Consider the following 21,673-nt stretch of genomic DNA (forward strand, 5'->3'; position numbering starts at 1 on the left):
GGCATGCTGGATTGGCCCCTGCTCAGTCTGATTACCTGGCTTCCGATCGCCGGCGCGGCGGTGGTTGTCGCGCTCGGCACGCGCGCGCCAGACCTCGTTCGCCCGTTGTCGCTGCTGGTTGCGCTGGTGACGTTTGCGCTGTCGCTGCTGCTCTACGCCGGATTCGATGCGACGACGGCCCAGATGCAGTTCGTCGAGAAAACGGTTTGGATCGAAGCCTTCAGCATTCACTACCACTTGGGTATTGACGGCCTGTCGCTGCCGCTGATTCTGCTCAACACCCTGATCGGGGTGCTGGTGATCATCGGTGGCTGGCGAATTCAGGATCGGCCTCACTACTACATGGCTGCCTTTCTGGTTCTGCACGCGCTGATGACCGGCATGTTCGCGGCGCTCGATGCGATGCTGTTCTACGTCTTCTTCGAGGCCATGCTGGTGCCGATGTTTCTGATCATCGGTATCTGGGGCGGCCCGAATCGCATCTATGCGACGATCAAGTTTTTCCTGTTCACCTTCTTCGGCTCGGTGTTCATGCTGGTTGCCCTGCTGTGGCTGTACCTGCAGGGGGGCAGCTTCGCGATTGCCGACCTTCACGAGCTGCCGATGTCGCTGACTGCCCAGATCTGGGTCTTTCTGGCGTTCCTGATTGCGTTTGCCGTCAAGGTGCCAATGTGGCCGGTACATACCTGGCTGCCGGATGCCCATGTCGAGGCGCCGACGGGCGGTTCGGTCGTACTGGCGGCGGTGATGCTCAAGATCGGTGGCTACGGGCTGGTGCGCTTTGCCCTGCCCATCACCCCGGACGGAGCCGCTGAGCTGGACTGGCTGGTCATCGGCCTGTCTCTGATTGCTATCGTCTACATTGGTTTTGTCGCTCTGGCCCAGAGCGATATGAAGAAGCTGATTGCCTACAGCTCGATTTCTCATATGGGTTTTGTCACGCTGGGCATGTTCCTGGCCTTTGCCATTGCACAACGCACCGGCGCGTTGACCGGTGCAGGGCTCGGTATGTCGGGCGCAATGGTGCAAATGATTTCCCATGGCTTCATCTCTGGGGCGATGTTCTTGTTTGTCGGCGTGCTCTATGACCGCATGCACAGCCGCGAGATTGCCGCCTACGGTGGGGTGGCCAACACCATGCCGTGGTTTGCCATGTTCACGGTTCTGTTTTTCATGGCCAACTCGGGGTTGCCGGGAACCAGCGGATTCGTTGGCGAGTTCATGGTCATTCTGGCGGCCTGGCATGCCGATTTCTGGCTGGCCTTCTGTGCCGCGATCACGCTGGTTCTTGGGGCAGCCTACAGCCTGTGGCTGGTCAAGCGCGTGATTTACGGTGAGGTTGCCAACGACAAGGTCGCCGCGCTGAAGGATATAGACGCGCGCGAATGGATCATGCTGACCGTGCTGGCCGTATTTACGCTCGGGCTCGGTCTGTGGCCGTTCCCGCTCATTGAATTGATGGAGCCCTCGATCCAGCACCTGATCGAGCACATCTTGCAGAGCAAGATTGGATAATTCGACATGACGATTGCCGAACTGCAGTTGGCCCTGCCCGAGATCTTCGTGCTGACCATGGCGTGCGTGGTCCTGATGGCTGATCTGTTCATCCCGGAAGAGCGACGCGGCCTGACTCATACCATGGCCATTATCACGCTGGTGTTTGCCGTCATCCTCACCCTGCGCCTGATGATGGCGCCGGGCGAGGTGGCCTATGCCTTTTCCGACACCTTTGTGCGCGACCGTTTCGGTGACGTGCTGAAGGTCTTTGCCTATATCGTCTTCATTGGCGTATTTGTCTACGCCAAGCATTACTTGCGCGAGTTCAACCTGTTCAAAGGCGAGTTCTATACGCTGAGCCTGTTCGCCCTGATCGGCACCATGGTGCTGATTTCGGCCGGTTCCCTGCTGACCGTCTATCTGGGCCTTGAGCTGCTGACCCTGTCGAGCTATGCCCTGGTCGCGCTTGATCGCAATTCACTGAAGGGGTCCGAAGCGGCCATGAAGTACTTTGTGCTCGGCTCGCTGGCGTCGGGACTGCTGCTGTTCGGCATGAGCCTTGTATTCGGGGCGACCGGCAGCCTGGACCTGAGCGACCTGAGTGCGGCGCTGGCTTCGGGTATCGGCGACAACATGCTGCTCACCTTCGGGCTGGTGTTTATCGTGCTCGGGATTGCGTTCAAGTTTGGTGCCGTGCCGCTGCACATGTGGATTCCCGACGTCTATCACGGCGCGCCACTGCCGATTACCCTGTTCTTGAGCTCGGTGCCCAAGCTGGCCGCCGTCGCACTGGCTATCCGCCTGCTCGACAACGGTATGGTGGCGCTCCACGCGGACTGGCAAGGCATGCTGATGGTTCTGGCAGCGTTGTCGATGATGCTCGGCAACCTGGTCGCGATCGTCCAGGACAATATCAAGCGCATGCTGGCGTATTCGACCATTGCTCACATGGGCTTTGTCTTGCTCGGCCTGCTGCCGGCCACGGATGCAGGTTATGCCGCAGCCATGTACTACGCTATTGTCTACGCCATCATGTCGGCCGGTGCTTTCGCCGTTGTCATCCTGGTTTCGGGCGGCGGCACCGAAGCCGATCGCCTCGACGATTTGAAAGGCCTGGCAAAGCGCAATCCCTGGTATGCCTTCATCATGCTGATGCTGATGTTTTCTCTGGCCGGTATTCCGGTCTTTGTCGGGTTCTTTGCCAAGTGGCAGGTCATTGCCGCGGCGATCTCGGCTGGATTCGAGGGACTTGCGGTGCTGGCGGTCATCACTGCGGTGATCGGCGCCTTCTACTACCTGCGGGTGGTCAAATTGATGTACTTTGATGAGCCCGAAACCACCGAGCCGGTGACCGCGCCGGTTGATTTCCGCGCCGTGCTGACGGTCAACGGTGTTTCCATGCTGGCGTTGGGGATCTTTTCCGGTGGCCTGATCGGACTGTGCGCCAGTTCCTTCGTTTGAACATCTGGTTCAGTTGCCCGTCGGGGGTGCGACCCCGACCGACGCCCACGGAAGCGCTTTCCTGAATCCGTAAACCGGGCCCCTTACAACCACCACGCCACCATAAACCAGGCCACCATCAAGACACCGATCGCCGCGCCCGCCACCGTGCCGACGACCACGCCGATGCTGGCGCCGACACCGGCGCGCAGCGACGCGTCCAGGTTTGCCTTGCCCGCCATGTGACCCAGCACGGCACCGATAAAGGGGCCCAGCAGAATACCGAAGATTCCGAAGAACAGGCCCACCAGGAGACCCAGCGTGGCGCCCAGTATGGCGTGGCGGCCTGCGCCGAACCGACGGGCGCCCTCAGCGGTGGCGATGAAATCGATGAACACTGACAGCACGGTCAGGGCAGCCAGCCAGAACAGCGTGCCAAAGCCCACTCGCTCGAAGCCATCGAGCCAGGCCATCAGCAGCAGGCCAAGCAATACGATGGGCACCCCGGGGAGAACGGGCAGGATCGTTCCGGCCAGGCCGACGATGATCAGCAGCACCGCCAGCACCCAGCCTGGCCAGACCAGCAGCTCCCAACTCAACCATTCCATCGGCGTCTCGACACAGTCAGTGGTACCGTCCTGATGACAATCCTGAAAGGATAACCGGTGCGCCGGCAGAGTGTCGCGTCAGGGAGTCCGGCGGAATCATCTGCCAGCGCAGTTGTCTGTTTCAGCAGCCGCTTTCCGATTGCAGTGGAGTTCGTTCATGGCGATGATTGAGAGTGTGAGTGCCGATGAGGCTGGTGTACAGCGGGCGCTGAACGAGCGACAGGCGGCCCGATTCGACGAGTTGGTCGCCATGATCAACGAGGTGACGGCGCCACTGACGGGGGGTGATTATTTTCGTTCACTTGTGGCCAAGCTGGCCCAGAACCTGGGCGTTGACGCTGCACTGGTGACCGAGTGTCTCGAGTATCCGGAAAACCACGTGCGCACGCTCGCCTACTGGGAGGGTGGCGGTCTGTCCGAGAACATCGAGTTCGACCTGGTCGGGACGCCGTGTGAACACGTCATCAGCGGTAACGGATTCTGCTTCTACCCCGACCGAATGAGCGAGCGCTATCCGGAGTGGGCCAGCGAAGAAGGAGGCGTCGAGAGCTTCATCGGTATTCCGGTCTTCGCCCCCAGCGACGGCCGTATCGTCGGCCATATTGCCGTGTTCGACCGACGGCCGATGGAGCCTGACACCCTGGTGGAGTCGATGTTTCGCATCATAGCGGCGCGCGCCGGTGCCGAGATCGAGCGCATCCAGGCCGAAAAGGCGCTGCGCGACAGCGAAGCCCGGGCGCGTCAGCATCTCAATGAACTGGCCCACGTCTCGCGTGTCAGCACCATGGGTGAAATGGCGTCGGCCGTGGCGCACGAGGTCAATCAGCCCCTGACCGCGATCATGACCTACTGCCGCACTTCCCTGCGCATGCTCAAACAGGGTCGGCTTGATCCTGACAGCCTGCGTGAGGCGATGGAGAAGTCACTGGCCAACGCCGAGCGCACCCAGCGTGTCGTCCACAAGTTGCGTGAGTTCGTCAGGCGTGGCGACATTCGGCGCCGGCCGGTACCCATGGCGCGCCTGGTCAGCGAGTGCGCCGTGCTGCTTGAAACCGAGGCGCATCACCACCGCGTGCAGCTCGATCTGCAGATGGCAGCAGAACTGCCGGTTGTCAAGGCCGATCCAATTCTGATTCAGCAGGTGTTGTTCAACCTGGCGCGCAACGGTATCGAAGCCATCAACGACAGTGATCACGAGGAACGCGTGCTGACCGTGCGCGTGTTCCGCCAGGACACCGCCCAGGTCATCGTCAAGGTCACCGATACCGGCAATGGCGTCAGCGAGACGATTCGCGATCGGCTGTTCGAGCCGTTCGCGAGCACCCGCAAGCAAGGCATGGGGATTGGCTTGTCGCTTTGCAAATCGGTTGTCGACAACCACGAGGGTCGCATGTGGCTGGAGGAAGACACCGGCAGTGGCGCGACTTTCTGCTTTTCCCTGCCCGAGCACATCCCGGCCGCGCCCTCCGGTCCGGCATGAGAATGATGGCCTGAGTACGGGTTCGGGACGGCTCAGAGCAGCCAGTCGCGGTAGCTGTAGCTCGACAATACCTTGCGGATCATCTCCGAGCTGTTGCGCGCTTCGAGCTTGTCGAGCACGTTGGCGCGATGGATTTCGACCGTCCGAACCGAAATATCGAGATCGGACGCGATGATCTTGTTGAGCTTGCCCTCGAGAATGCCCTCCATGACCTGACGCTCACGCGGCGTGAGGCTCTGCAGGGCACGCTCGATCTGCTCACGGTCTGCCTGGCCATACCATTCGGTCTTGTCCAGTTCGAGCGCGTTGTTGATCTTTTCGAGCAGCTGCTCGTCGTCGAACGGTTTTTCAATGAAGTCCAATGCGCCGGCCTGCACGGCGCGGACCGCGGTGCCGACATCGGCATGACCGGAGATGAAGATGATCGGTAGCCGAATGCCGCGCCCGGCCAGGGCCGTCTGCAGTTCCAGTCCGCCCATGCCAGGCATGCGCACGTCGAGCAGAATGCAACCGCGATGATCCGGCGTGATCTTGTCGAGCAACTCGGCGGCCGATGCGCTGGTTTCATGCGGCAGACCTTCGGCCTGCAGCAAAAAGGAAATCGCGCCGCGCACCGCTTCGTCGTCGTCGGTAACGAACACGCAGGGTTCGTAGCTGGCCTGGCCGGTGCTGGCCGGATGGGGGCTGGTTTGCGCGCCAGCGTTCATCGTCGGAATTGTTGTGGCATTGCCATTGACCGGTTCTTCAGGCAGCCGGCACCGGCACCTGTCGAACCCTGGCGTAGACGAACAGCGCAGCGCTGAGCAGCAGCAGCACGATACCCCAGGACAGGATTAGATAAACGGCGACCAGCCCGAGGATCAATGTCGCAATGGCGAACGCAAGAACGTCCTCGCTGCCCTGATCGAGACTGGTGGAACGACCGGTCAGCGTCACCAGCAGATGGTCGACGCTGAGCTTGCCCCCGCCAAGGAACAACAGCGGCAGCAGCATGGCCATGAACAGCAGCGGGATGCGGAAATTACCGCGGAATTCGCCGTCATCCATGACCCGCGAGACCGAATAGCCTTCCCATAGCTGGCCCAGGCTGGCCCAGCTTTCGGGCCAGTGGACCGAGACAATGGCGACCGTGGTAATGACAATCAGGACGAAAGCGAAGAACCGCGTCAACAGGCCCAGAAGAATGGCGAGGCCGGCAATCAGTTCGCCGAGCGTCACCATGGCCCAGTTCATGTTGGCCGACAGCAAACCGAACGGCACCGGAAAATCCTGGTTGGCGAACCAGCCGGGCGCCTCGCCGATTCCCGCGCCCCATTTCTGGCGCCCGGCGCTGAAAAACTCGTAGGCCAGCAGCAGTCGCAATCCGAGCGGTGCCAGCCAGTTGCCTGCGCCGCTGAGGCGCTGTGCCAGTTTGTCGTAGAAGTCGATGAGCATTCTGGTATTCCCGTCAGGTGTTTCGATGTTGTTGTCTGTCCGCAGCGGCTCAGGCCGTTGCCGATTGACCGGCACTCATTGATCGTTCCGTCCGGAAGCCTGCGTGGCGCTGCTGCAGGCGCCTGATCGTGGAGACCTCGGCCAGGAGCTCGTCGACCGGCGGAAAGTTGAAATCGCGTTCAAGCAGTGTGGCGACTGGACCGAGCCGGTCATAGGCGGCGTCGAGCAAAGCCCAGACCGGATCGATCACGGCTGCACCATGGGTATCGACGATCAGGTCTTCGGCCTCGTTGTGGTGGCCTGCCACGTGGATGTAGGCCACCCGCTCGGCCGGCAGTCCGGCCAGGAATTCACGGGCGTCGTATCGATGATTGACGCTGTTGACGTAGATATTGTTGACGTCGAGCAGCAAGAGGCAGTCCGCTTTCTCGAGCACGGCGTTGATGAACTCGAGTTCGCTCATTTCCGCGCCGACGGCAGCATAGTAGGAAATGTTCTCAACGGCGATCTGTCGGCCCACCAGCTCCTGGGTGCGCGCAATTCGTGTGGCGACCCAGTCGACCGCCTCATCGGTGAAGGGGATCGGCATCAGGTCGTAGAGATGGCCGTTTTCCGAGCAGTAGCTCAGATGCTCCGAGTAACCGCGAATGTCGTGCTCATCGAGGAAGTTGCGAACCCGCCGCAGGAACCCCTCGTCGAGCGGGTCGGGCGAGCCGAGCGAGAGGGACAGGCCGTGGCAGACGAACGGGAAGCGTTCAGTGAAGGTGCGAAACCTGCGTCCCAGCCGACCGCCAACCCCGATCCAGTTCTCCGGGGCGACTTCCATGAAGCCGACCGGAGACAGATCGGCGTCCTGCAGCGGGCCCAGCAGGGCCCGCCTCAGGCCAAGGCCTGCTCCTTCGATGGACGGATGATGGGTCATCGTCGTTTCTCCAGATCAGGCTGTGGGCAACAATGGTCGATCAGGCTGCGCCGCAGGAACCTTCACCGCAGGAGCCTTCCTCGTCCTTGTCGTCCTCACCTTCACCTTCTCCACAGGAGCCTTCACCGCAGGAACCTTCACCGCAGGAGCCTTCCTCGTCCTTGTCCTCGCCTTCACCTTCTCCACACGAGCCTTCGCCGCAGGAGCCTTCCTCGTCCTTGTCACCGAAATTTGCCTGCGCAGCCATGAAGCCGCTGTTAAGTGTTTCGGCCTGGAACGGGTCGGCCTGGTTGGTGTCGGCGGCAAAACTGCCGATGGAAAACGACAGTGCGGCAACGGTACCGATTGCAGAAGTCAGCAGTTTCTTGTCAGCCATGTGATAAACCTCCAGTTGCGATTGAGAGCATCAGTTGATTCGGGCCATGCCCGAACCCGAAACAGCCCTAACGGCCGATTCGGGTGGAAAACAGAAGGTGGTTTGGCTTGTTCAACCCACTCCTGGTCTCCAGCGTGGGATCAATCCTAGACGATGCTTCCGGGGCCGTCACTACGGAATTACACGTAAAATTGCTGTCCCCCCGGCAGGGCTGCCGGTCACGGGGCGGACGGCGACCAGTATTCGTAGTGCTTCATCAACCCCTCAGCACATGACTGGCGCGGCGATCGGGTTGATCCTGGCCGGTCTAGGTGAATTCGGCTGGAGGCGGGACAGGCTACTAACCCGGCACGAATGTAGATCGCATTCAGGGCTTCAAGCAGGCCCCGAATCAAGGCGTCGCTCGCAGCGAATGGTGGTTCCATTGACAAGAGCGAGAACGCAGAGTCGGGGCCTGCTTGAAGCCCCTAATCGATTGATTTCAATAAGACAGGCCAAAGCGTGCGCTTCGGCAGGTTACGTTATCGAAACTTGCTGTAGGGTCACTACAGCGGCGTTTCGCTGCCTTGCTGCCGAAGCGCACGCTGTGGCTGAATGCGATCTAATCTCGTGCCGGGTTAATAGCATGGTCAATCAGAATAGCCCATGAGAATCATGGGTTTCCCGCCTGGCGGTCTGAATCAGGTTGGTGGGCGATGCTGGGTTCGAACCAGCGACCCCTGCCGTGTGAAGGAAACAGATTATGACTGCTGCCCGGGCGCCCGGCTGAATTGCCCTGGGTTTTCCTAGACTTCCCGAACACGAGGTACGCAAAGCCTCGCTTTCGGCCTCCCGTGCGGGAGTGACCCTGATATGCGCGGGTCGAGTTTGCAAGAGTCTTTTGTTGTTCCCTTGCATAGCGCTCGGCTCCAGGCATGACGATAGAGCCGCGCAGCGGGTGCCCGGTTAGTCGTCTCCAGTGCCCGGTTGGGGCATTCAAAACCCGGCGGGGGCTCGCCGGGGCCCCGGTTCGTACAGGGATTTAGCGGTGCCCGTTCGCGAAAGCCGTTCGGGGCGGCGTGAAACCGGTAAAAATGTAGATACATTTGTTGACACGCAGCCCGGGGGCAGCTAATGTAACCCCCTAATCAGCTACAACCGTCAGCGAGAGGTTAACCATGCAGAGCCAAATCAAGCGTTGGGGAAACAGCGCGGCTGTCCGACTTTCCAGCAAGATTATGGCCCAGGCGAAACTGGACGTCTCCAGCCCCGTCACCATTGATGTGAAGGGGGGGAAGATTGTGATTGAGCCTGCGGAAAACGCGACACGCAAGGTCAATCTTCCGTTCTCGGAAGCTGATTTGCTGAAAGGGCTCGATGCACACGGGGTTCATGCAGATGAACTGGCCCAACCCACTTCAACTGAAATGGGGGGTTGATGGCTCAGTACGTCCCTGATCGAAACGATATGATCTGGCTGGACTTTGAGCCCACCAAAGGGAAAGAGATTGGCAAATACCGGCCAGCCCTCGTACTGTCGTCCAAACAGTACAACAAGCAGACCGGACTCCTGATTTGCTGCCCGATCAGCACTAGCATTCGGGGTGTTGCCACTGAAGTTGCCGTTGATAATCTGGATAACCCTTCTGTAGTGGCCGCAAGCCTCATCCAAACGCTCTCCTGGAAAAATCGGAAAGCAGCTTTCATCACCAAGGCTGAAGATGGTGTGATGGATCAGGTATTGGTCCGCATTATCCCCCTGATCGGAGCGGATAGTGTGATCGAGAAATTTATCGAGTAATGGGAAACCGGCACCGGGCCACGCCTGATATCTGAGTTTGAAAATATTGGGCGGTTGAGGGTGCCTGGCCTGGGATGAGGCACCTTGCGCGGCTTATCTGAGCGCCACTGAGCGAGCGAGTGGGCAGGAGTCAATTTCCCGCCCGTGCTGGCACGCGCCGGACGCAATTCAGGCACAGAATGGGCGCAAGCGAAAACCTGAGGTCCGGCTTGAATGTGCGGGGGGCGTGGTCGTGCTTCGACCGGACACAAAAAAGCCCATGAAAATCATGGGTTTCCCGCCTGGCGGTCTGAATCAGGTTGGTGGGCGATGCTGGGTTCGAACCAGCGACCCCTGCCGTGTGAAGGCAGTGCTCTCCCGCTGAGCTAATCGCCCACTTGCCGCCAGCTTGTGCCGGAGCCGGATATGATAGGGGCATTCTGTGCGCGTGGCAATGGGGGAGCGGTTGTCGCTCCTGCCGGGCTAGCCTGTGCGCTGCAGGTCGGTCGTACGCGACATCAGCAGGCGGTAGGCGGCCGGGATGACCAGCAGCGTGAGCAGGGTGGCGGCCAGCAGCCCCGAGATGATGGCCCAGGCCAGCGGCGGCCACAGCGTCGATTGGGTAAAGGTCAGCGGCAGCAGGCCGAAGATCGTTGTGGCTGTGGTCAGCAGGATGGGGCGGATGCGGCGCCCGACCGCGCTGCTGATGGCCTGCTCCAGCGTCAACCCCTCGGCGCGATGCGACTCGATGACGTCGATCAGCACGATGGCATTGTTGACGACGATACCGATCAACGCCACCACGCCCAGGGTGGCGGTGAAGCTGAAGGGCTGGCCGGCCAGGATCAGGCCCGGAATGACGCCGACCGTTGCCAGCGGCACGGTCAGCAGCACCAGTCCGACCAGGCGGAAGGAGTTGAACTGCCAGAGCAGAAAGACGACCAGCAGCACCACGCCAATCGGCAGCGTCTGATAAAGCGCCGTGTTGGCCGTGTCGGCTTCGGCGGCCGAGCCGCCATAGACCAGCTCGACGCCGCCGGGCAGGTTCAGCGCATCGAGCCGCGGTCTCAGTTCCTCGAGTACCTGGTTATAGGTCGAGCCGTCGGCTGTCTCGGCCAGGACCGCGGTCATTCTGCGCAGGTCGCGGTGGTGAACGACGGCCGGCTCCAGCTTCAGTCGGGTACTGACGAACGTCGCCAGCGGCACCGCACCGTGGATGCCCTCGAGCTGCAGGCCTTCCAGTGCGCGGGTCGGCAGCGCTTCGCCTTCGGGGGTGCGCAGCCGGATCGGCATTGGTTCGCGCCCGGCCCGCCAGGTCGAAATGTCTCGACCCAGCGTGGCCTGTGCCAGCGTGGTGGCGATGGTCTCTCGCGCCAGCCCGTGTCGGGCGGCTTCGGCATCGTCAATGCGAAATTCCAGCGTGGGAATTCCGTCGCCCAGCTTGTGGCGCACGTCGGCGGCTCCCGGCGTGGCGCGCATGACCGCCATCACCTGGCGGCTGGCGATGGCCAGCGCCTCGGCGTTTTCGCTGAACAGCCGGACCTCAACCGGGGCATCGACCGGTGGGCCCTGGCCGAGACGGTGGGCAACGACCTGGGCGGCCGGGATGCGCTGCGGCGCATGCTGGCGGATCCAGTCGAGCAATGCTGGCAGGTCGCCATCGCTTTCGGTGACGACCACGATGCGTGCCAGGTGCGGGCTGCGCGGGATCTCGATGAGGTTGTAGTAGAAGCGCGGGCCGCTGAAGCCGGCAAAGTGATGGACAGCGCGGACGATGGGCAGCTCCCGCAGCTCATGGGCCAGCTCGCTGGCCTGTAGTGCGGTTGTTTCAACGCGCGTCCCCTCGGCAAAGTAAAGATCGACGATCAGCTGGTTGCGGTCGGTGCTGGGGAAGAAATCGCGCTGCATGAACCCGCTGATGCCGAGCGATCCGACAATCAGCAAGGTGGCTGCGGCCAGGATCAGCCACGGCCTTACCACGGCGAGCTGACCGAGCCGGCGGCCCAGCGCGGCCAGTGCTTCGCCGGGGCGTGCGCTGCCCGGCCTGAGCAGCAGTGCAGCAATCGTCGGGGTGACGAATACCGCGTAAACATAGCTGACCGCCAGCACCAGCATGACCATGATCGGGATGGCGCGCGTGAAGTCCGCAGTATCACCGGCGGAAATCAGCAGCGGGGTGAAGGCGGCCAGGGTGGTGCCGGTCGCGGCCGCCAGCGGTCCGGCCAGTTCGCTGACCGTCGCGGTTGCGGCCTGGGCGCGCTGTTTACCCCGGTCGAGATGCCACTGGAGGTTTTCGACCATGACGATCGCGTTGTCGACCAGCATACCCAGGGCAATGACCAGGCCGGCGACGGCAATCTGGTGCAGCACGCCGCCGCCGATCGCGTAGATGGCCAGTGCCGAGAGCGTCACGATCGGCAGCAGTCCGGCGACCACCAGCCCCAGCCGTGGCCCCATGCTCAGCAGCAGGACCAGCGCGACAATGACCACGCCGATCAGCAGTGAGCGGCCCAGTTCGGCCAGGCGCTTCTCGACCCAGCGCGGCTGAAAGAACATCTCGTGGATTTCCAGCGGCGCGAGACGGCCGCGAACCTCGTCGACGAGCTCACGCGTGCGCTGGCCGAAGCGCACGGCGTTGAGGCGGTTTTCGGGAATGACAATGCCCAGCCCGACGGCTGGCCGACCGTTGAACCACACTCGCTCGGTGGCCGGCTCGGCCGGTCCGATCGTGAGGTTGGCGATCTCGGCCAGCGGCACGAGGGCACCTGTTGCCGTTTGGATCGGTGTGGCGGCCAGCTCGTCAAGCGAGTCGAAATCGCTCAGCGGCTGGACGATCAGGTTGCGGTCGCCGGCCACCAGCGTGCCGCCGGGCAGGACATGGTTGCGCGCGGCCAGCTGGGCGGCCAGAGAACCGGCCGTGACACCGGTTGCCAGCGCGCGCGCAGGGTCCAGCGCCACGGTCAGCTGTTCGCCGGGTTGGCCGATCAGGTCAACCCGGCCGATGTCGGGCACGCGAAACAGCTCGCGTCGCAGCTGGCGCGCGGCGTCAAGCAGCTCGAGCAGGTCATCGGAACCGGTCACGGCCAGCACGATGCCGTGAGTCTCCATCGCCCGGTCCTTGATCTCGGCTGGCCCGGCGCCGTCCGGGAAACGCCGTTCGGCCCGGGCGACTGCGATGCGAATGCGGTCCCACACACCGTCGGTATCGTAGACATGCTGGTGCATGCCCACAATGACATGGGCAAAGCCCAGGCGGGCCGTGCCGCGAATCTCGTTGACCTCATCGACCTGGGCGATCTCTTCTTCGAGGATGTTGAGCACCAGTCGTTCGACATCGGCCGGCTCGGCACCTGGCCAGGTGACCAGCACGTGGCCGTAGCGGTAGGGAAAGAACGGATCTTCCTGGCGGTCCATGCCGAACCACGCCGCCAGCCCGATCAGCGACAGCATGACCACTGCCGCCAGAATCAGGCGCCGACGATCGAGCGCTCCGGACATCAGGCTCATGGCAGCACCCGCACGCGTTCTCCGTCAAGCAGCTGGCTGTGTCCGGCAATGACGATCCGGTCACCGGTGCTCAGATCGCCATTGATCCGGACGCGCCCGTGCAGCAGTTCGCCGACCACCACGGGGACAGCCTCGGCCCGCCCCTGGTTCACCCGAAACACCTGGCTGATCCCGCTTCCGGTGTCGAGCAACGCCGCCAGGGGTACACTCAAGCCGGTTTCGCCGAGCCAGCCCAACTCCACCTGGACAGGTTGGCCAGGTTGCCACAGCGACTGATCGGACGGCTCCAGATCGATGATGACCCGGGCCGGCTGACCCGGTGCAGCCAGACCGATCTCACGCACGCTTGCCTTTGCCGCTTGGGCATGCGCGAGTTGTCGAACGGTTAGGGTGGTGCCGATTTCGAGTTGTCGTGACAGGCCTGCCGGCAGGGCCAGCTCCACCTCCAGGCGTCGCTCTGAACTGATCGACATGACCGGCTGGCCGGCGGCGACAAACTGGCCCGGTTCGGCATGGAACGCGACGATCCGGCCATCGAACGGCGCGCGCAGCCGCGCCTCCTCGAGCTGGTCGCGCGCTTCCTCGAGCTGTGCGCGGGCCTGGTCTCGTCCTTCGCGCGCGGCGTTGCGCTGGGCACGCGTGCGTTCGAGCTCCTCGGTGGCGATCAGTCCGCGTTCGTGCAGGTCTTCGAGCCGGCGCGTATCGCGTTCGAGCTGTTCGATTTGCTCGTCGAGTTCGCGCACCCGTGCCTCGGCTGCAGCCACACCGGGCATCAGCGACGGGTTGCGCAGTACTGCCAGGGTCTGCCCGGCGCTGACCGGCGTGCCCAGGCCGATCGGGCGCTCGGCCAGCTGGCCGGGATGAAGGAACGCCAGTTCAGCCCGCTCTACGGCGCGCGTGACACCGGGCAGACGCAAACTGCCGCTGCGCCCGGTTTCGGTGACTTCAGCGACTCGCACCGGCCGGCCGGGGTCGGCATCGGCCTGCGGAAGCCCGGTTGAGTCACTGCAGGCGGTGATCAGCGCGACGAGCAGGAGCAGGCTTGCGATCCGGCATGGACTGGTCGACCGGTCAGTCCCGAGGCGGTGGGAAGGGGCGTTTGAATCGGACATGGATACGTCTACTGGCTGGTGGTGGAGTGGTGCGGTTGAAGTCCGTCCATGAAGACTTTCAGGAAATCTTCGAGAAAATCGTCATCGCTGCCGATGCCTGGCCACCGGGCGTGGTGATCATGCGCCTCGAACCATTGGGTACAGACGTTGATGAACATCGCCACGACATGCATCGGGTTGATGTCGTCGCGCAGCAGCCCGCGCTGCTGGGCCTGACGGACGCGCTCGGCGCCCAGCGCGGCGAGTTCCTCGTCGAGATGACTGCAGCTGGTATCGCCCTCGAGATGGGTGAGCGCGAACAGACGCACGGCCTGCGGGTTGCTGCGCAGAAACTCGAAAAAACGCACAACGCCGCTGCGCAGCAGTTCGACATTGGGCTCGCGCGCTGTGGTCAGCTCTTCCTTCTGGGCCTCGTAGTAGTGCAGGAAGGCGTATTCCTTGACCGCCTCCCACAGGGCCTCCTTGGTGCCGAAATGGTGATGAATCAGGCTTTTGGTCACCCCGGAGCGTTCGGCGATCTCGCGCATGGTGACGGCTGCGAAGCCCTGGTCGAGAAACAGCGCGAGCGACGCGTCGAGAATCCTTGCGCGGGTCAGGTCAGGATCACGGGTGGCATATTCGTTCATGCCGGCCAGTTTACTATGAACTGGTCGACCGGTCAATAACCGGCCCGATACGCGGAATCCGGCCTGCCAGGCTGCAGGACGCGGGGCGCTTCCGCTACACTGACAGCCCTGTCACTGGATTGAGAAACGGAGATGGATCATGCGTCAATGCGGCATCCTTCTGATCGCGCTGTGGCTGACTGCCGGCTGTGGCCAGGCGAACGGGCCGGAATCCGACCGCACCCAGGACCCGTCTGACCAGTCCACAGCGGCCGAAGCCGAAACCGAGGGCAATACGGCCGGCAGCGATAGCGACTCTTTGGCTGAGCTCTCCCGCGACCCGGAAGCGCTTCGCGAGGCGATGCGCGATCCGGACCGGCGCCGCGAGTTGATGGAGCAGCTGCGCGAGCGCCGCGGCGAAGTGGTCGATGACGAGGTGCGGGCCGAGCGCCGGGCGGCAATCCGTGAGCGCATGCGTCAGCAGCGCGGCGACGGTAGGGATGCCCGTGACCCGAGCGTCGTCGAGCACTTCGGGCGGCGTTCCAGCCTGCGCGGCTCGTGGTGGCAGGACGACGATATCAGCGCCTCGCTGGGGCTGGCCGAAGACCAGCGCCGCGCCCTGGAGGCGGCTGACGCCAAGCGCAGCGAGGCTGCGCGTGAGCACCGGCAGACACTGGCCGAGGCCACCGCACAGCTGCGCGCGCAACTGGCCGAGGCCGAGCGTGAGTCCATCCGCCGGTTGATCGATCAGCGCGCCGAGGCGGCCGCCGCCCTGGCTGAGGCCGAGCGTGACTGGATGCTGGGCGTGCTCGAAACCCTGTCCGACGAACAGATCAAAGCGCTCGCGCGGGAGCACCCGCAGGCGTTCGCCGGCCTGGCGGGCGGGCGGCGCTAGCCCGCATTATTCATGAATTCACTCGCGCCCTTGCTTGCGCCTTGTTCGCACAGCGGATTTTCCTCCCTCGGAAATACAGCCTGGTATTCCGCTCGGTCGGAAAATCCGCTGTGCGAACAATCCCCTGCGCAATCATCGCGGCGATTCATGAATAATGCGGGCTAGTGGGCCATGCGGCTAATGAGGTAACACTCAGAGCCATTGTGCTGTGTGCGAATCAGGGCGCGTTTCGCAGGGAATGGTTGGTCCCTTTCCAAGAAACGCAACGCCGAGTCGCGCCAGCACAGTGGCTCCCGAAGGGCCGCCGCACAAGCGCTGTGGGCGGCGTTGCACTCGCTTGAATTGGCGATGGCCAGTCCTGCGCTCGCGCGCCTTGCCCACAACGCTTGTGCGACGGCTGAGTGTTACCTCATTAGCCGCATGGCCCACTAGTGGTCCTTCAACCTGATAACTTAGGGTTCAGCGTTCCTGTAGCGCTCCACTGCAAGGCGCGCCGCGCAGGGAATGGCCGTAGCCCTTGCCAAGCGGCGGAACGCAGCAGCGGAGCGCTACAGGAGCGCCCGAAGGGTTGGCCTGTCAGCGTCCATGGCTGCGTTCCGGCTCTTGTAAAGGGCTATGGCCATTCACTGCGAGCCGCGCCTTGCCCTGAACGCTGACAGACCAACTGAACCCTAAATTATCAGGTTGAAGGACCACTAGCCGCCGCTGTGCGGATTCCGGGCCGGGGGCTGGACGACCTCCTTGAGCGCCTCGTCGGGCAGCGCATAGCTGATGCCGACGGCCTGGTCGGTTGCGGCCAGCACGTCGGGGAAACGCAGTCCGGGCAGGATGGAGACGGCAAACACTTCCTGAACCGCGTCCTCGAATCGCAGAAACCCGGCTACCTGGCCGCTGCGGATGTCGACAATCCATACGCCGCAATTGCGCTCGCTGACCCGCTCGGTCAGTGAGATGCCCGAAAACACCGCCGACTCACGCACCTGTGACAGGCCGACCAGCGCGTAGGGGCCGTAGAAGGTCAGGCCGCGGGTAAAACCCGGTAGCTCGGCAACCGTCTCGACTCGCCCGGTGTCGAGGTCGACGGTGGCCAGCGAGCCGTTGCCCGATTCCAGCACCCACAGCCGGTCCTGGTACCAGCGCGGCGAGTGCGGCATGGACAGACCGCGGCAGATCATCTCGCCGCTGTCGACGTCGATCAGCACGCCGCCGCTGGCTTTGTTCTCACGCCAGCCGCCGGCAACGTCGGAGGTCCCCAGCGCGGTTACGTAACGCGGCTTGCCGTCGATGACTTCCAGGCCGTTGAGGTGGCAGCGGTCTTCGGCGGCGTAGCCGGAGATGAACGATGGTCGCCAGCGCGGCACGAAGCTGTGCTCGCCGTCAAGCGTGCACAGGCACGAGAAACGCGTGTTGACCAGCCACAGCTCATCGCCCGCCCAGGCCATCTCGTGAACATCGATATTGCCGGTCACGTGCAGCTGGCGCGGCAGGAATGCGCCATCGTGGCGCCCGGCCGGCTCCAGTCGCGCGGCCACCAGGGGCATGTTGCGGTAGTACTCGACGGCCAGGGCGGTGCCGATAGCCAGTCGGCTGCGATCCGCGGCCAGGCCCATCGGCCGGTTGTAGACGCGGAAATGGGTATTGAGTTTGCCCTCGGCTTCGCGCAGCACGACCAGCTTGCCGGCTTGATAGGTGCTGACCAGCACCGAGCTGGCGATCTGCTTGAGAAGCTGCGGAAAACTGCCGGTGTGCACGCTGCGCAGCGGCGAATGCTCGGGGTCCTGAGCCGTGCCCGAAGACGTGCCGCCGCCGGCCGCCGCATTCGCCGGAGGTCGGGCGGGTGCGCGCTGCGGTGCGCCAGGCCGAGCCGCTGGTTGCGGTGATGCCTCTGTGGTGGTTGGCGTGCGCTGTGGTTGCCCGGGTCGGGCGGCTGATGCCGGAGCTGCCTGAGGGGCCGGCGCAGGCGGGCGCGTGCCCGGTGGTTTGATCACCACCGGATTGCCGTCCTTGTCCTTGAGGGCGTCGGCGACAATGGTCTGGTAGAGCAGCTGGGCGGCATCGAGGCCGTTGGGCAAACGCCAGGCTCCGGCAAACATGGCAGCCTGGGCGACCAGCTGCTCGAGTGCCTGGCGATAGGCGGGATCGCCCTGGCTGTCCTCGCCGTGCCGGGCATCGATCGCCTGCCACTGGCGGATGAACTGGTCAAGCACCGACTCCAGCTTGGGCAGGTGCGGGGCGTCGGCCGGCACGCTGCTGCGCAGATCCGCCATGACGGTGCCGACCAGGTTTTCCATCTCGGCCGGCGGCATGATGCGGCGGCCGCGCACCGTTTCGGTATCGAAGGTCCGCGGCTGCTCGCGCAGGCTGATCTGGCGGGGCGAGAGCTGATCCGCCCGCTCCGGCTCGAGCGGACGGTCTGCGCTGCGCACGGTGTTCCAGAACGAAGCCGAGCCGATCGTGTCGACCACCACGTAGATCAACGCTTCGTCAGCGCCATTGTCGTATCCGTACCCGCCCCAGCCGTTGACCAGCCAGGCCTGGCCGGCCGGAATCGGGGTCTGGTCTTCGGCACAGGTCCACACGGCCCGCGCCGTGCTGGCCAGCGGCATGAACACCCGGACGCGCCGGTGCCAGTAGGCCCCGGCATCGACCATGCGTTCTGCCTTGGCCCCGCTTTCGGCACGCACCAGCAGGGTTCGGCCGACGACCGTATCGAGTGCGCCTAGCAGGTGCGTGATGGCCGGCAGTGCGTCGAGTTGCGCGGTGGGCTTCATCGTGCCGATCATCCGGGTGGCGTCGTCCTCGCCGTCGACCGTGACCAGCGGCACCATGCGGTGATCGGCCCAGCCGCGCGGGTGTGCGCGCCAGGCCTCTGCGCCGAGCTGATCGATCTGTTCAAGTGCCGCGTCGGGATCGAAGCGATGCGGCAGGCGGATGAAAGAGGCGTCCAGCTTCATGGGCGATTGCTCTGCTCGTGGTTGGATTGGTTCATGGTGAAAACGGCTTCAGTCGGGCATCCCGGAACCAGTGGACGCGACATTCCAGGTTGCGCGGGCTTTTGCCGATGTAGGTGAAGTCGATGCCTGGCCAGATCGGCATCCGGCCCTTGTCCAGGAAGCGCGGGTTCTCCAGTTCCAACAGCACGCCGATACACGGCCAGTCGTGCTCCCGGGCATCGTTTTCAAGCAGCTTGACCGAGTGCTTGAGCAGTCGAAACACGACCAGTGACTTGCGCCATTCCGGCGCCACGAAACTGCGATAGAAATAGACCGGCTGAGCGAGCTGCGCCGGAATCTGTGGCAATGCCGTACTGACTGCCGCGATCTTGCCCTGGGCGCTGCGTGCGTAGGTGACGACCTGCGCCACGCGCCGGCGCGCGGCCTGTTCGCTGGGCAGAGCCTGCTGGAGTAGCCAGAAGCCGATGATCTCCTCGCTGGCCGCCGAATCCAGTTCGCCCCAGCCTGCGTGATAGGTAAACGATGCGCTCATGGCGTGACTGTGTCCATGTCCGGATTGCGGCCCCCGGCGCCGGCCCGGCGCGCTGAACGGCCCACACCATCATAACGGGACGGACGGCGCAACATGACCATCTCGCTCAGCCAGCGTCAAGGTTCAGCGGCGGCTCGGACAGTTCGCCGAGCTGATCGCGCAGTTGCCCGATGACCTGTTCCCAGTGCCGTGATTCGCCAAACCAGGGAAAGGCGGCCGGAAAGGCCGGGTCTACCCAGCGCCGTGCCAGCCAGGCCTGGTAGTGCAGCATGCGCAGCGTCCGCAGGGCCTCGACCAGCTGCAGCTCGCGCGGGTCGAAGTCGTAGAACATGCGGTAGGCTCCGATCAGCCAGTCGAGTTGTCGTTCCCGTTCAGCGCGACTGCCCGAGATCAGCATCCAGAGATCCTGAATGGCTGGGCCACTCAGGCAGTCGTCGAGATCGACGAAGTGCGCCTGGTCATCGCGCCACAGAATGTTGCCCGGATGACAGTCGCCGTGCAGGCGAATGAAGGTCAGGGTGCCGGCGCGCGCCCAGGCGGCCTCTACCGCTTCGAGAAGGTGTTCGGCCAGACTGGAGAAAGCGGTGGTCAGATGGGCGGGAATCCAGTCGCCCTCGAGCAGCTCGGTCATCGAATTGCGGCCAAGTCGCTCGATACTGATCGTCGGGCGGTGTGCGAAACGGGCGCTCGCCCCGACTGCGTGCATGCGGCCCAGCGCGCGGCCGAGTGTGCGCAGCGTCGGCTCGTGGGCCGGCTCGGGCGCATGCCCGCCTTGCCGCGGGAACAGCGCAAAGCGGTAACCGGCGTGTTCATGCAGCGTCTGGCCGTCGATCACCAGGGGTGCGACCACTGACAGATCGGCTGAGGCCAGTTGCGCGGCGAACTCGTGCTCTTCGCCGATTGCGGCATTGCTCCAGCGCCCGGGCCGATAGAATTTGGCAATGATCGGTTCGGCCGTGTCCAGGCCAACCTGCCAGACCCGGTTTTCAAAGCTGTTGAGCGCCAGCAGGCCGCCGTCGGTGCGGTACCCGATCGACTCGATCGCGGCCAGTACCACATCGGGGCCGAGATTTGCGTAAGGTGTCTTCATGTCAGTTTGTGTCGGGTATGTTTTCCGCAGCGGCCCGGTTGCGTATGATGCGAGTCACTGGCGGTGATCGGGTGCGCCAGAACGGCTTTTGGGATTATTGCGGTGATTGTGTCATGAAGTGCAACGTCGGATGGGCTGCGGTGTCGGTCCTGCTGATCGTCTCCGGTTCGGCGCTGGCATCGGGCGAGGCGCGCGATGAGGACGAACAGGCGCGCTCGCGCGAGCGCGTGCAGCAGGAGCTGATGGCCAGATCGTGCCGTGATCTTCAGGGACGGCCCGAGAGCTGGCTGGACCGGTCGCATTCCTATCTGAACCGGCGGCTGTGCGAGCCGGCAGCCTGGTTCGACGGTTTCTTCGGTGACCCGCGCTCGCTGGAAGAAAACCCGGTCGGTACCTTCTTTCGCCTGCGCAACCTGGCGCGCTGGGACGAAGATGGCGGTCTGGGCTATCGCCTCCAGGTTCGCGCCAACGTGATTCTGCCGCGCCTGTCCGAGCGCGTACGGCTGCTGGTTGCGCGCGACGAGGACCTCAGCGGCGAGTTTTCCGATTCAGCGGCCTTTGACCGGGACGATGACCGCACCCGCCTCGGGCTTCGCTTCATTGCCAGCGACAAGGCGCGCAGCCGCTTTGATGTCGATGGCACGGTACGGCTGAGCAGTTCCGGCCTCAACCCGCGCGTCCGCGGCCGCTATCGGTATGTTCGCGGGCTGAGTGACCGGACACTGTCACGCTTCACTCAGGTCGGGTTCTGGGAGCGCGAGGACGGATTCGGCACGACCACGCGCCTGGACTGGGAGTGGTTGCCCGACCGCGACCGGCTGGTGCGCTGGACCGGGCAGGGCACGTTTTCGGAAGCATCGCAGGGCGTGGACTGGCGCAGCTCGGCAGTGGCCTTTCAGCAGCTCGATCATCGCACCGCCGTGCGCGCCGAGATCGGTGCATTCGGCTACACCCGGCCCTCGTTCCAGACCGAGGAGTATTTCGTTGCGCTGCGCATTCGGCGACAGTTCCTGCGCCGCTGGTTGTTCTACGAGCTGCAGCCCGAACATGCCTGGCCGAAGGATTTCGAAACCGGTCACAGGCGGGCCGACTGGCGCTTCACGCTCACCCTGGAAGTCCAGTTCGAGAACGAGCGTTCGCGCCAGCGCAGGCTGCAGCGCTACCTCGATGAGGACGAGGATCCGGAGCTGTGGGAGGATCGGCCGGTTCCGGTCGAGGCGCCGGGAGACCAGGCCGACGATCCGGTGCTCGGGCGCGATCGGGACGAATCGGGGGACAATGACAAAAGCGGCGAGGGCGGGGGATAGCGGGCTGACCCGGGCTGCCGGGCCAGGACGCAAAAAGCTGCGCCCCGGACTGGAGGAGGAGAGTCAGGCAAGCGGAGCGTCCGGGGCGCAGGATAAACAGTGCCGTGCCGGACCGCCCTTCTTGCATGAGCGGTGACAGCCCGACAATACGAATG

General features: G+C 63.6%; 18 protein-coding genes and 2 tRNA genes. 7 read left to right on the top strand and 13 right to left on the bottom strand.

All coding sequences use genetic code 11. The features are described from left to right. Positions 1–3: 3 nt before the first annotated feature. A complete protein-coding gene (locus tag HND55_03400) occupies positions 4–1,515 on the top strand; it encodes an NADH-quinone oxidoreductase subunit M (protein QKK01787.1) in 1,512 nt (503 codons plus the stop codon). 6 nt (positions 1,516–1,521) lie between these two features. Beyond that, a complete protein-coding gene (nuoN, locus tag HND55_03405; GenBank protein QKK01788.1) occupies positions 1,522–2,958 on the top strand; it encodes an NADH-quinone oxidoreductase subunit NuoN in 1,437 nt (478 codons plus the stop codon). Positions 2,959–3,041: 83 nt separating this feature from the next. Here nuoN and HND55_03410 read toward each other — a convergent pair whose 3' ends face one another. After that, complete coding sequence (locus HND55_03410) at positions 3,042–3,545, bottom strand: DUF456 family protein (GenBank protein QKK01789.1); 504 nt, start codon at positions 3,543–3,545, stop codon at positions 3,042–3,044. A gap of 157 nt (positions 3,546–3,702) precedes the next feature. Here HND55_03410 and HND55_03415 point away from each other — a divergent pair, with 157 nt between their 5' ends. Next, on the top strand, positions 3,703–5,025 hold the full coding sequence (locus HND55_03415; GenBank protein ID QKK01790.1) for a GHKL domain-containing protein: 1,323 nt from the start codon (positions 3,703–3,705) through the stop codon (positions 5,023–5,025). 32 nt (positions 5,026–5,057) lie between these two features. Here HND55_03415 and HND55_03420 read toward each other — a convergent pair whose 3' ends face one another. The 5 genes from HND55_03420 to HND55_03440 all read right to left on the bottom strand — a co-directional run bounded on the left by HND55_03420 (position 5,058) and on the right by HND55_03440 (position 8,533). Continuing rightward, complete coding sequence (locus tag HND55_03420; protein QKK01791.1) at positions 5,058–5,732, bottom strand: response regulator transcription factor; 675 nt, start codon at positions 5,730–5,732, stop codon at positions 5,058–5,060. Between the two features lie 37 nt (positions 5,733–5,769). After that, entirely contained in the window at positions 5,770–6,459 is a 690-nt protein-coding gene (locus tag HND55_03425; GenBank protein QKK01792.1) for a DoxX family protein, read from the bottom strand. A 49-nt stretch (positions 6,460–6,508) separates the two neighbouring features. Next, a complete protein-coding gene (locus HND55_03430) occupies positions 6,509–7,381 on the bottom strand; it encodes a DUF692 domain-containing protein (protein ID QKK01793.1) in 873 nt (290 codons plus the stop codon). 40 nt (positions 7,382–7,421) lie between these two features. Then, a complete protein-coding gene (locus HND55_03435; protein ID QKK01794.1) occupies positions 7,422–7,757 on the bottom strand; it encodes a hypothetical protein in 336 nt (111 codons plus the stop codon). A 686-nt stretch (positions 7,758–8,443) separates the two neighbouring features. Further along, positions 8,444–8,533 (bottom strand) — tRNA-Ser (locus HND55_03440). A gap of 441 nt (positions 8,534–8,974) precedes the next feature. Between HND55_03440 and HND55_03445 the strand changes: the two genes are divergently transcribed. Together HND55_03445 and HND55_03450 are read left to right on the top strand one after the other, a co-directional pair. After that, positions 8,975–9,175 (top strand): MazF family transcriptional regulator, encoded by a 201-nt coding sequence (locus HND55_03445; protein ID QKK03970.1) that lies wholly within the window; start codon positions 8,975–8,977, stop codon positions 9,173–9,175. Then, a complete protein-coding gene (locus tag HND55_03450) occupies positions 9,175–9,537 on the top strand; it encodes a MazF family transcriptional regulator (protein ID QKK01795.1) in 363 nt (120 codons plus the stop codon). Before HND55_03445 ends, HND55_03450 begins: the two co-directional genes overlap by 1 nt. Positions 9,538–9,837: 300 nt before the next feature. Here the strand turns inward: HND55_03450 and HND55_03455 are convergent. The 4 genes from HND55_03455 to HND55_03470 all read right to left on the bottom strand — a co-directional run bounded on the left by HND55_03455 (position 9,838) and on the right by HND55_03470 (position 14,761). Next, positions 9,838–9,912: transfer RNA gene (locus tag HND55_03455), tRNA-Val, on the bottom strand. A gap of 87 nt (positions 9,913–9,999) precedes the next feature. After that, a complete protein-coding gene (locus tag HND55_03460; protein QKK01796.1) occupies positions 10,000–13,023 on the bottom strand; it encodes an efflux RND transporter permease subunit in 3,024 nt (1,007 codons plus the stop codon). Continuing rightward, a complete protein-coding gene (locus tag HND55_03465; GenBank protein QKK01797.1) occupies positions 13,020–14,135 on the bottom strand; it encodes an efflux RND transporter periplasmic adaptor subunit in 1,116 nt (371 codons plus the stop codon). The genes HND55_03460 and HND55_03465 overlap by 4 nt, the downstream gene beginning before the upstream one ends. Before the next feature lie 8 nt (positions 14,136–14,143). After that, complete coding sequence (locus tag HND55_03470; GenBank protein QKK01798.1) at positions 14,144–14,761, bottom strand: TetR/AcrR family transcriptional regulator; 618 nt, start codon at positions 14,759–14,761, stop codon at positions 14,144–14,146. A gap of 139 nt (positions 14,762–14,900) precedes the next feature. Here HND55_03470 and HND55_03475 point away from each other — a divergent pair, with 139 nt between their 5' ends. Further along, entirely contained in the window at positions 14,901–15,635 is a 735-nt protein-coding gene (locus tag HND55_03475) for a hypothetical protein (protein ID QKK01799.1), read from the top strand. A gap of 695 nt (positions 15,636–16,330) precedes the next feature. Here the strand turns inward: HND55_03475 and HND55_03480 are convergent. The 3 genes from HND55_03480 to HND55_03490 all read right to left on the bottom strand — a co-directional run bounded on the left by HND55_03480 (position 16,331) and on the right by HND55_03490 (position 20,211). Continuing rightward, on the bottom strand, positions 16,331–17,728 hold the full coding sequence (locus HND55_03480) for a TIGR03032 family protein (protein QKK03971.1): 1,398 nt from the start codon (positions 17,726–17,728) through the stop codon (positions 16,331–16,333). 892 nt (positions 17,729–18,620) lie between these two features. Continuing rightward, positions 18,621–19,121: a hypothetical protein gene (locus HND55_03485; GenBank protein QKK01800.1), complete on the bottom strand. Its 501-nt coding sequence runs from the start codon at positions 19,119–19,121 to the stop codon at positions 18,621–18,623. Between the two features lie 106 nt (positions 19,122–19,227). Continuing rightward, the gene (locus HND55_03490; GenBank protein QKK01801.1) at positions 19,228–20,211 is read right to left on the bottom strand and encodes a serine/threonine protein kinase; all 984 of its coding nucleotides are present in this window, start codon (positions 20,209–20,211) and stop codon (positions 19,228–19,230) included. Positions 20,212–20,324: 113 nt separating this feature from the next. On the opposite strand from HND55_03490, the gene HND55_03495 reads away from it, so the two are divergent. Then, the gene (locus HND55_03495; GenBank protein ID QKK01802.1) at positions 20,325–21,518 is read left to right on the top strand and encodes a hypothetical protein; all 1,194 of its coding nucleotides are present in this window, start codon (positions 20,325–20,327) and stop codon (positions 21,516–21,518) included. The last annotated feature ends 155 nt before the right edge of the window (positions 21,519–21,673 follow it).

Source organism: Pseudomonadota bacterium (genome assembly GCA_013285445.1).
GTDB lineage: Bacteria > Pseudomonadota > Gammaproteobacteria > Xanthomonadales > Wenzhouxiangellaceae > Wenzhouxiangella.

Bases quoted from the DNA above. Each gene is read 5' to 3' on its own strand.
- HND55_03400 (QKK01787.1), top strand. From the start codon at position 4: ATGCTGGATTGGCCCCTGCTCAGTCTGATTACCTGGCTTCCGATCGCC.
- nuoN (QKK01788.1), top strand. From the start codon at position 1,522: ATGACGATTGCCGAACTGCAGTTGGCCCTGCCCGAGATCTTCGTGCTG.
- HND55_03410 (QKK01789.1), bottom strand. From the start codon at position 3,545: ATGGAATGGTTGAGTTGGGAGCTGCTGGTCTGGCCAGGCTGGGTGCTG.
- HND55_03415 (QKK01790.1), top strand. From the start codon at position 3,703: ATGGCGATGATTGAGAGTGTGAGTGCCGATGAGGCTGGTGTACAGCGG.
- HND55_03420 (QKK01791.1), bottom strand. From the start codon at position 5,732: ATGAACGCTGGCGCGCAAACCAGCCCCCATCCGGCCAGCACCGGCCAG.
- HND55_03425 (QKK01792.1), bottom strand. From the start codon at position 6,459: ATGCTCATCGACTTCTACGACAAACTGGCACAGCGCCTCAGCGGCGCA.
- HND55_03430 (QKK01793.1), bottom strand. From the start codon at position 7,381: ATGACCCATCATCCGTCCATCGAAGGAGCAGGCCTTGGCCTGAGGCGG.
- HND55_03435 (QKK01794.1), bottom strand. From the start codon at position 7,757: ATGGCTGACAAGAAACTGCTGACTTCTGCAATCGGTACCGTTGCCGCA.
- HND55_03445 (QKK03970.1), top strand. From the start codon at position 8,975: ATGGCCCAGGCGAAACTGGACGTCTCCAGCCCCGTCACCATTGATGTG.
- HND55_03450 (QKK01795.1), top strand. From the start codon at position 9,175: ATGGCTCAGTACGTCCCTGATCGAAACGATATGATCTGGCTGGACTTT.
- HND55_03460 (QKK01796.1), bottom strand. From the start codon at position 13,023: ATGAGCCTGATGTCCGGAGCGCTCGATCGTCGGCGCCTGATTCTGGCG.
- HND55_03465 (QKK01797.1), bottom strand. From the start codon at position 14,135: ATGTCCGATTCAAACGCCCCTTCCCACCGCCTCGGGACTGACCGGTCG.
- HND55_03470 (QKK01798.1), bottom strand. From the start codon at position 14,761: ATGAACGAATATGCCACCCGTGATCCTGACCTGACCCGCGCAAGGATT.
- HND55_03475 (QKK01799.1), top strand. From the start codon at position 14,901: ATGCGTCAATGCGGCATCCTTCTGATCGCGCTGTGGCTGACTGCCGGC.
- HND55_03480 (QKK03971.1), bottom strand. From the start codon at position 17,728: ATGTTTGCCGGAGCCTGGCGTTTGCCCAACGGCCTCGATGCCGCCCAG.
- HND55_03485 (QKK01800.1), bottom strand. From the start codon at position 19,121: ATGAGCGCATCGTTTACCTATCACGCAGGCTGGGGCGAACTGGATTCG.
- HND55_03490 (QKK01801.1), bottom strand. From the start codon at position 20,211: ATGAAGACACCTTACGCAAATCTCGGCCCCGATGTGGTACTGGCCGCG.
- HND55_03495 (QKK01802.1), top strand. From the start codon at position 20,325: ATGAAGTGCAACGTCGGATGGGCTGCGGTGTCGGTCCTGCTGATCGTC.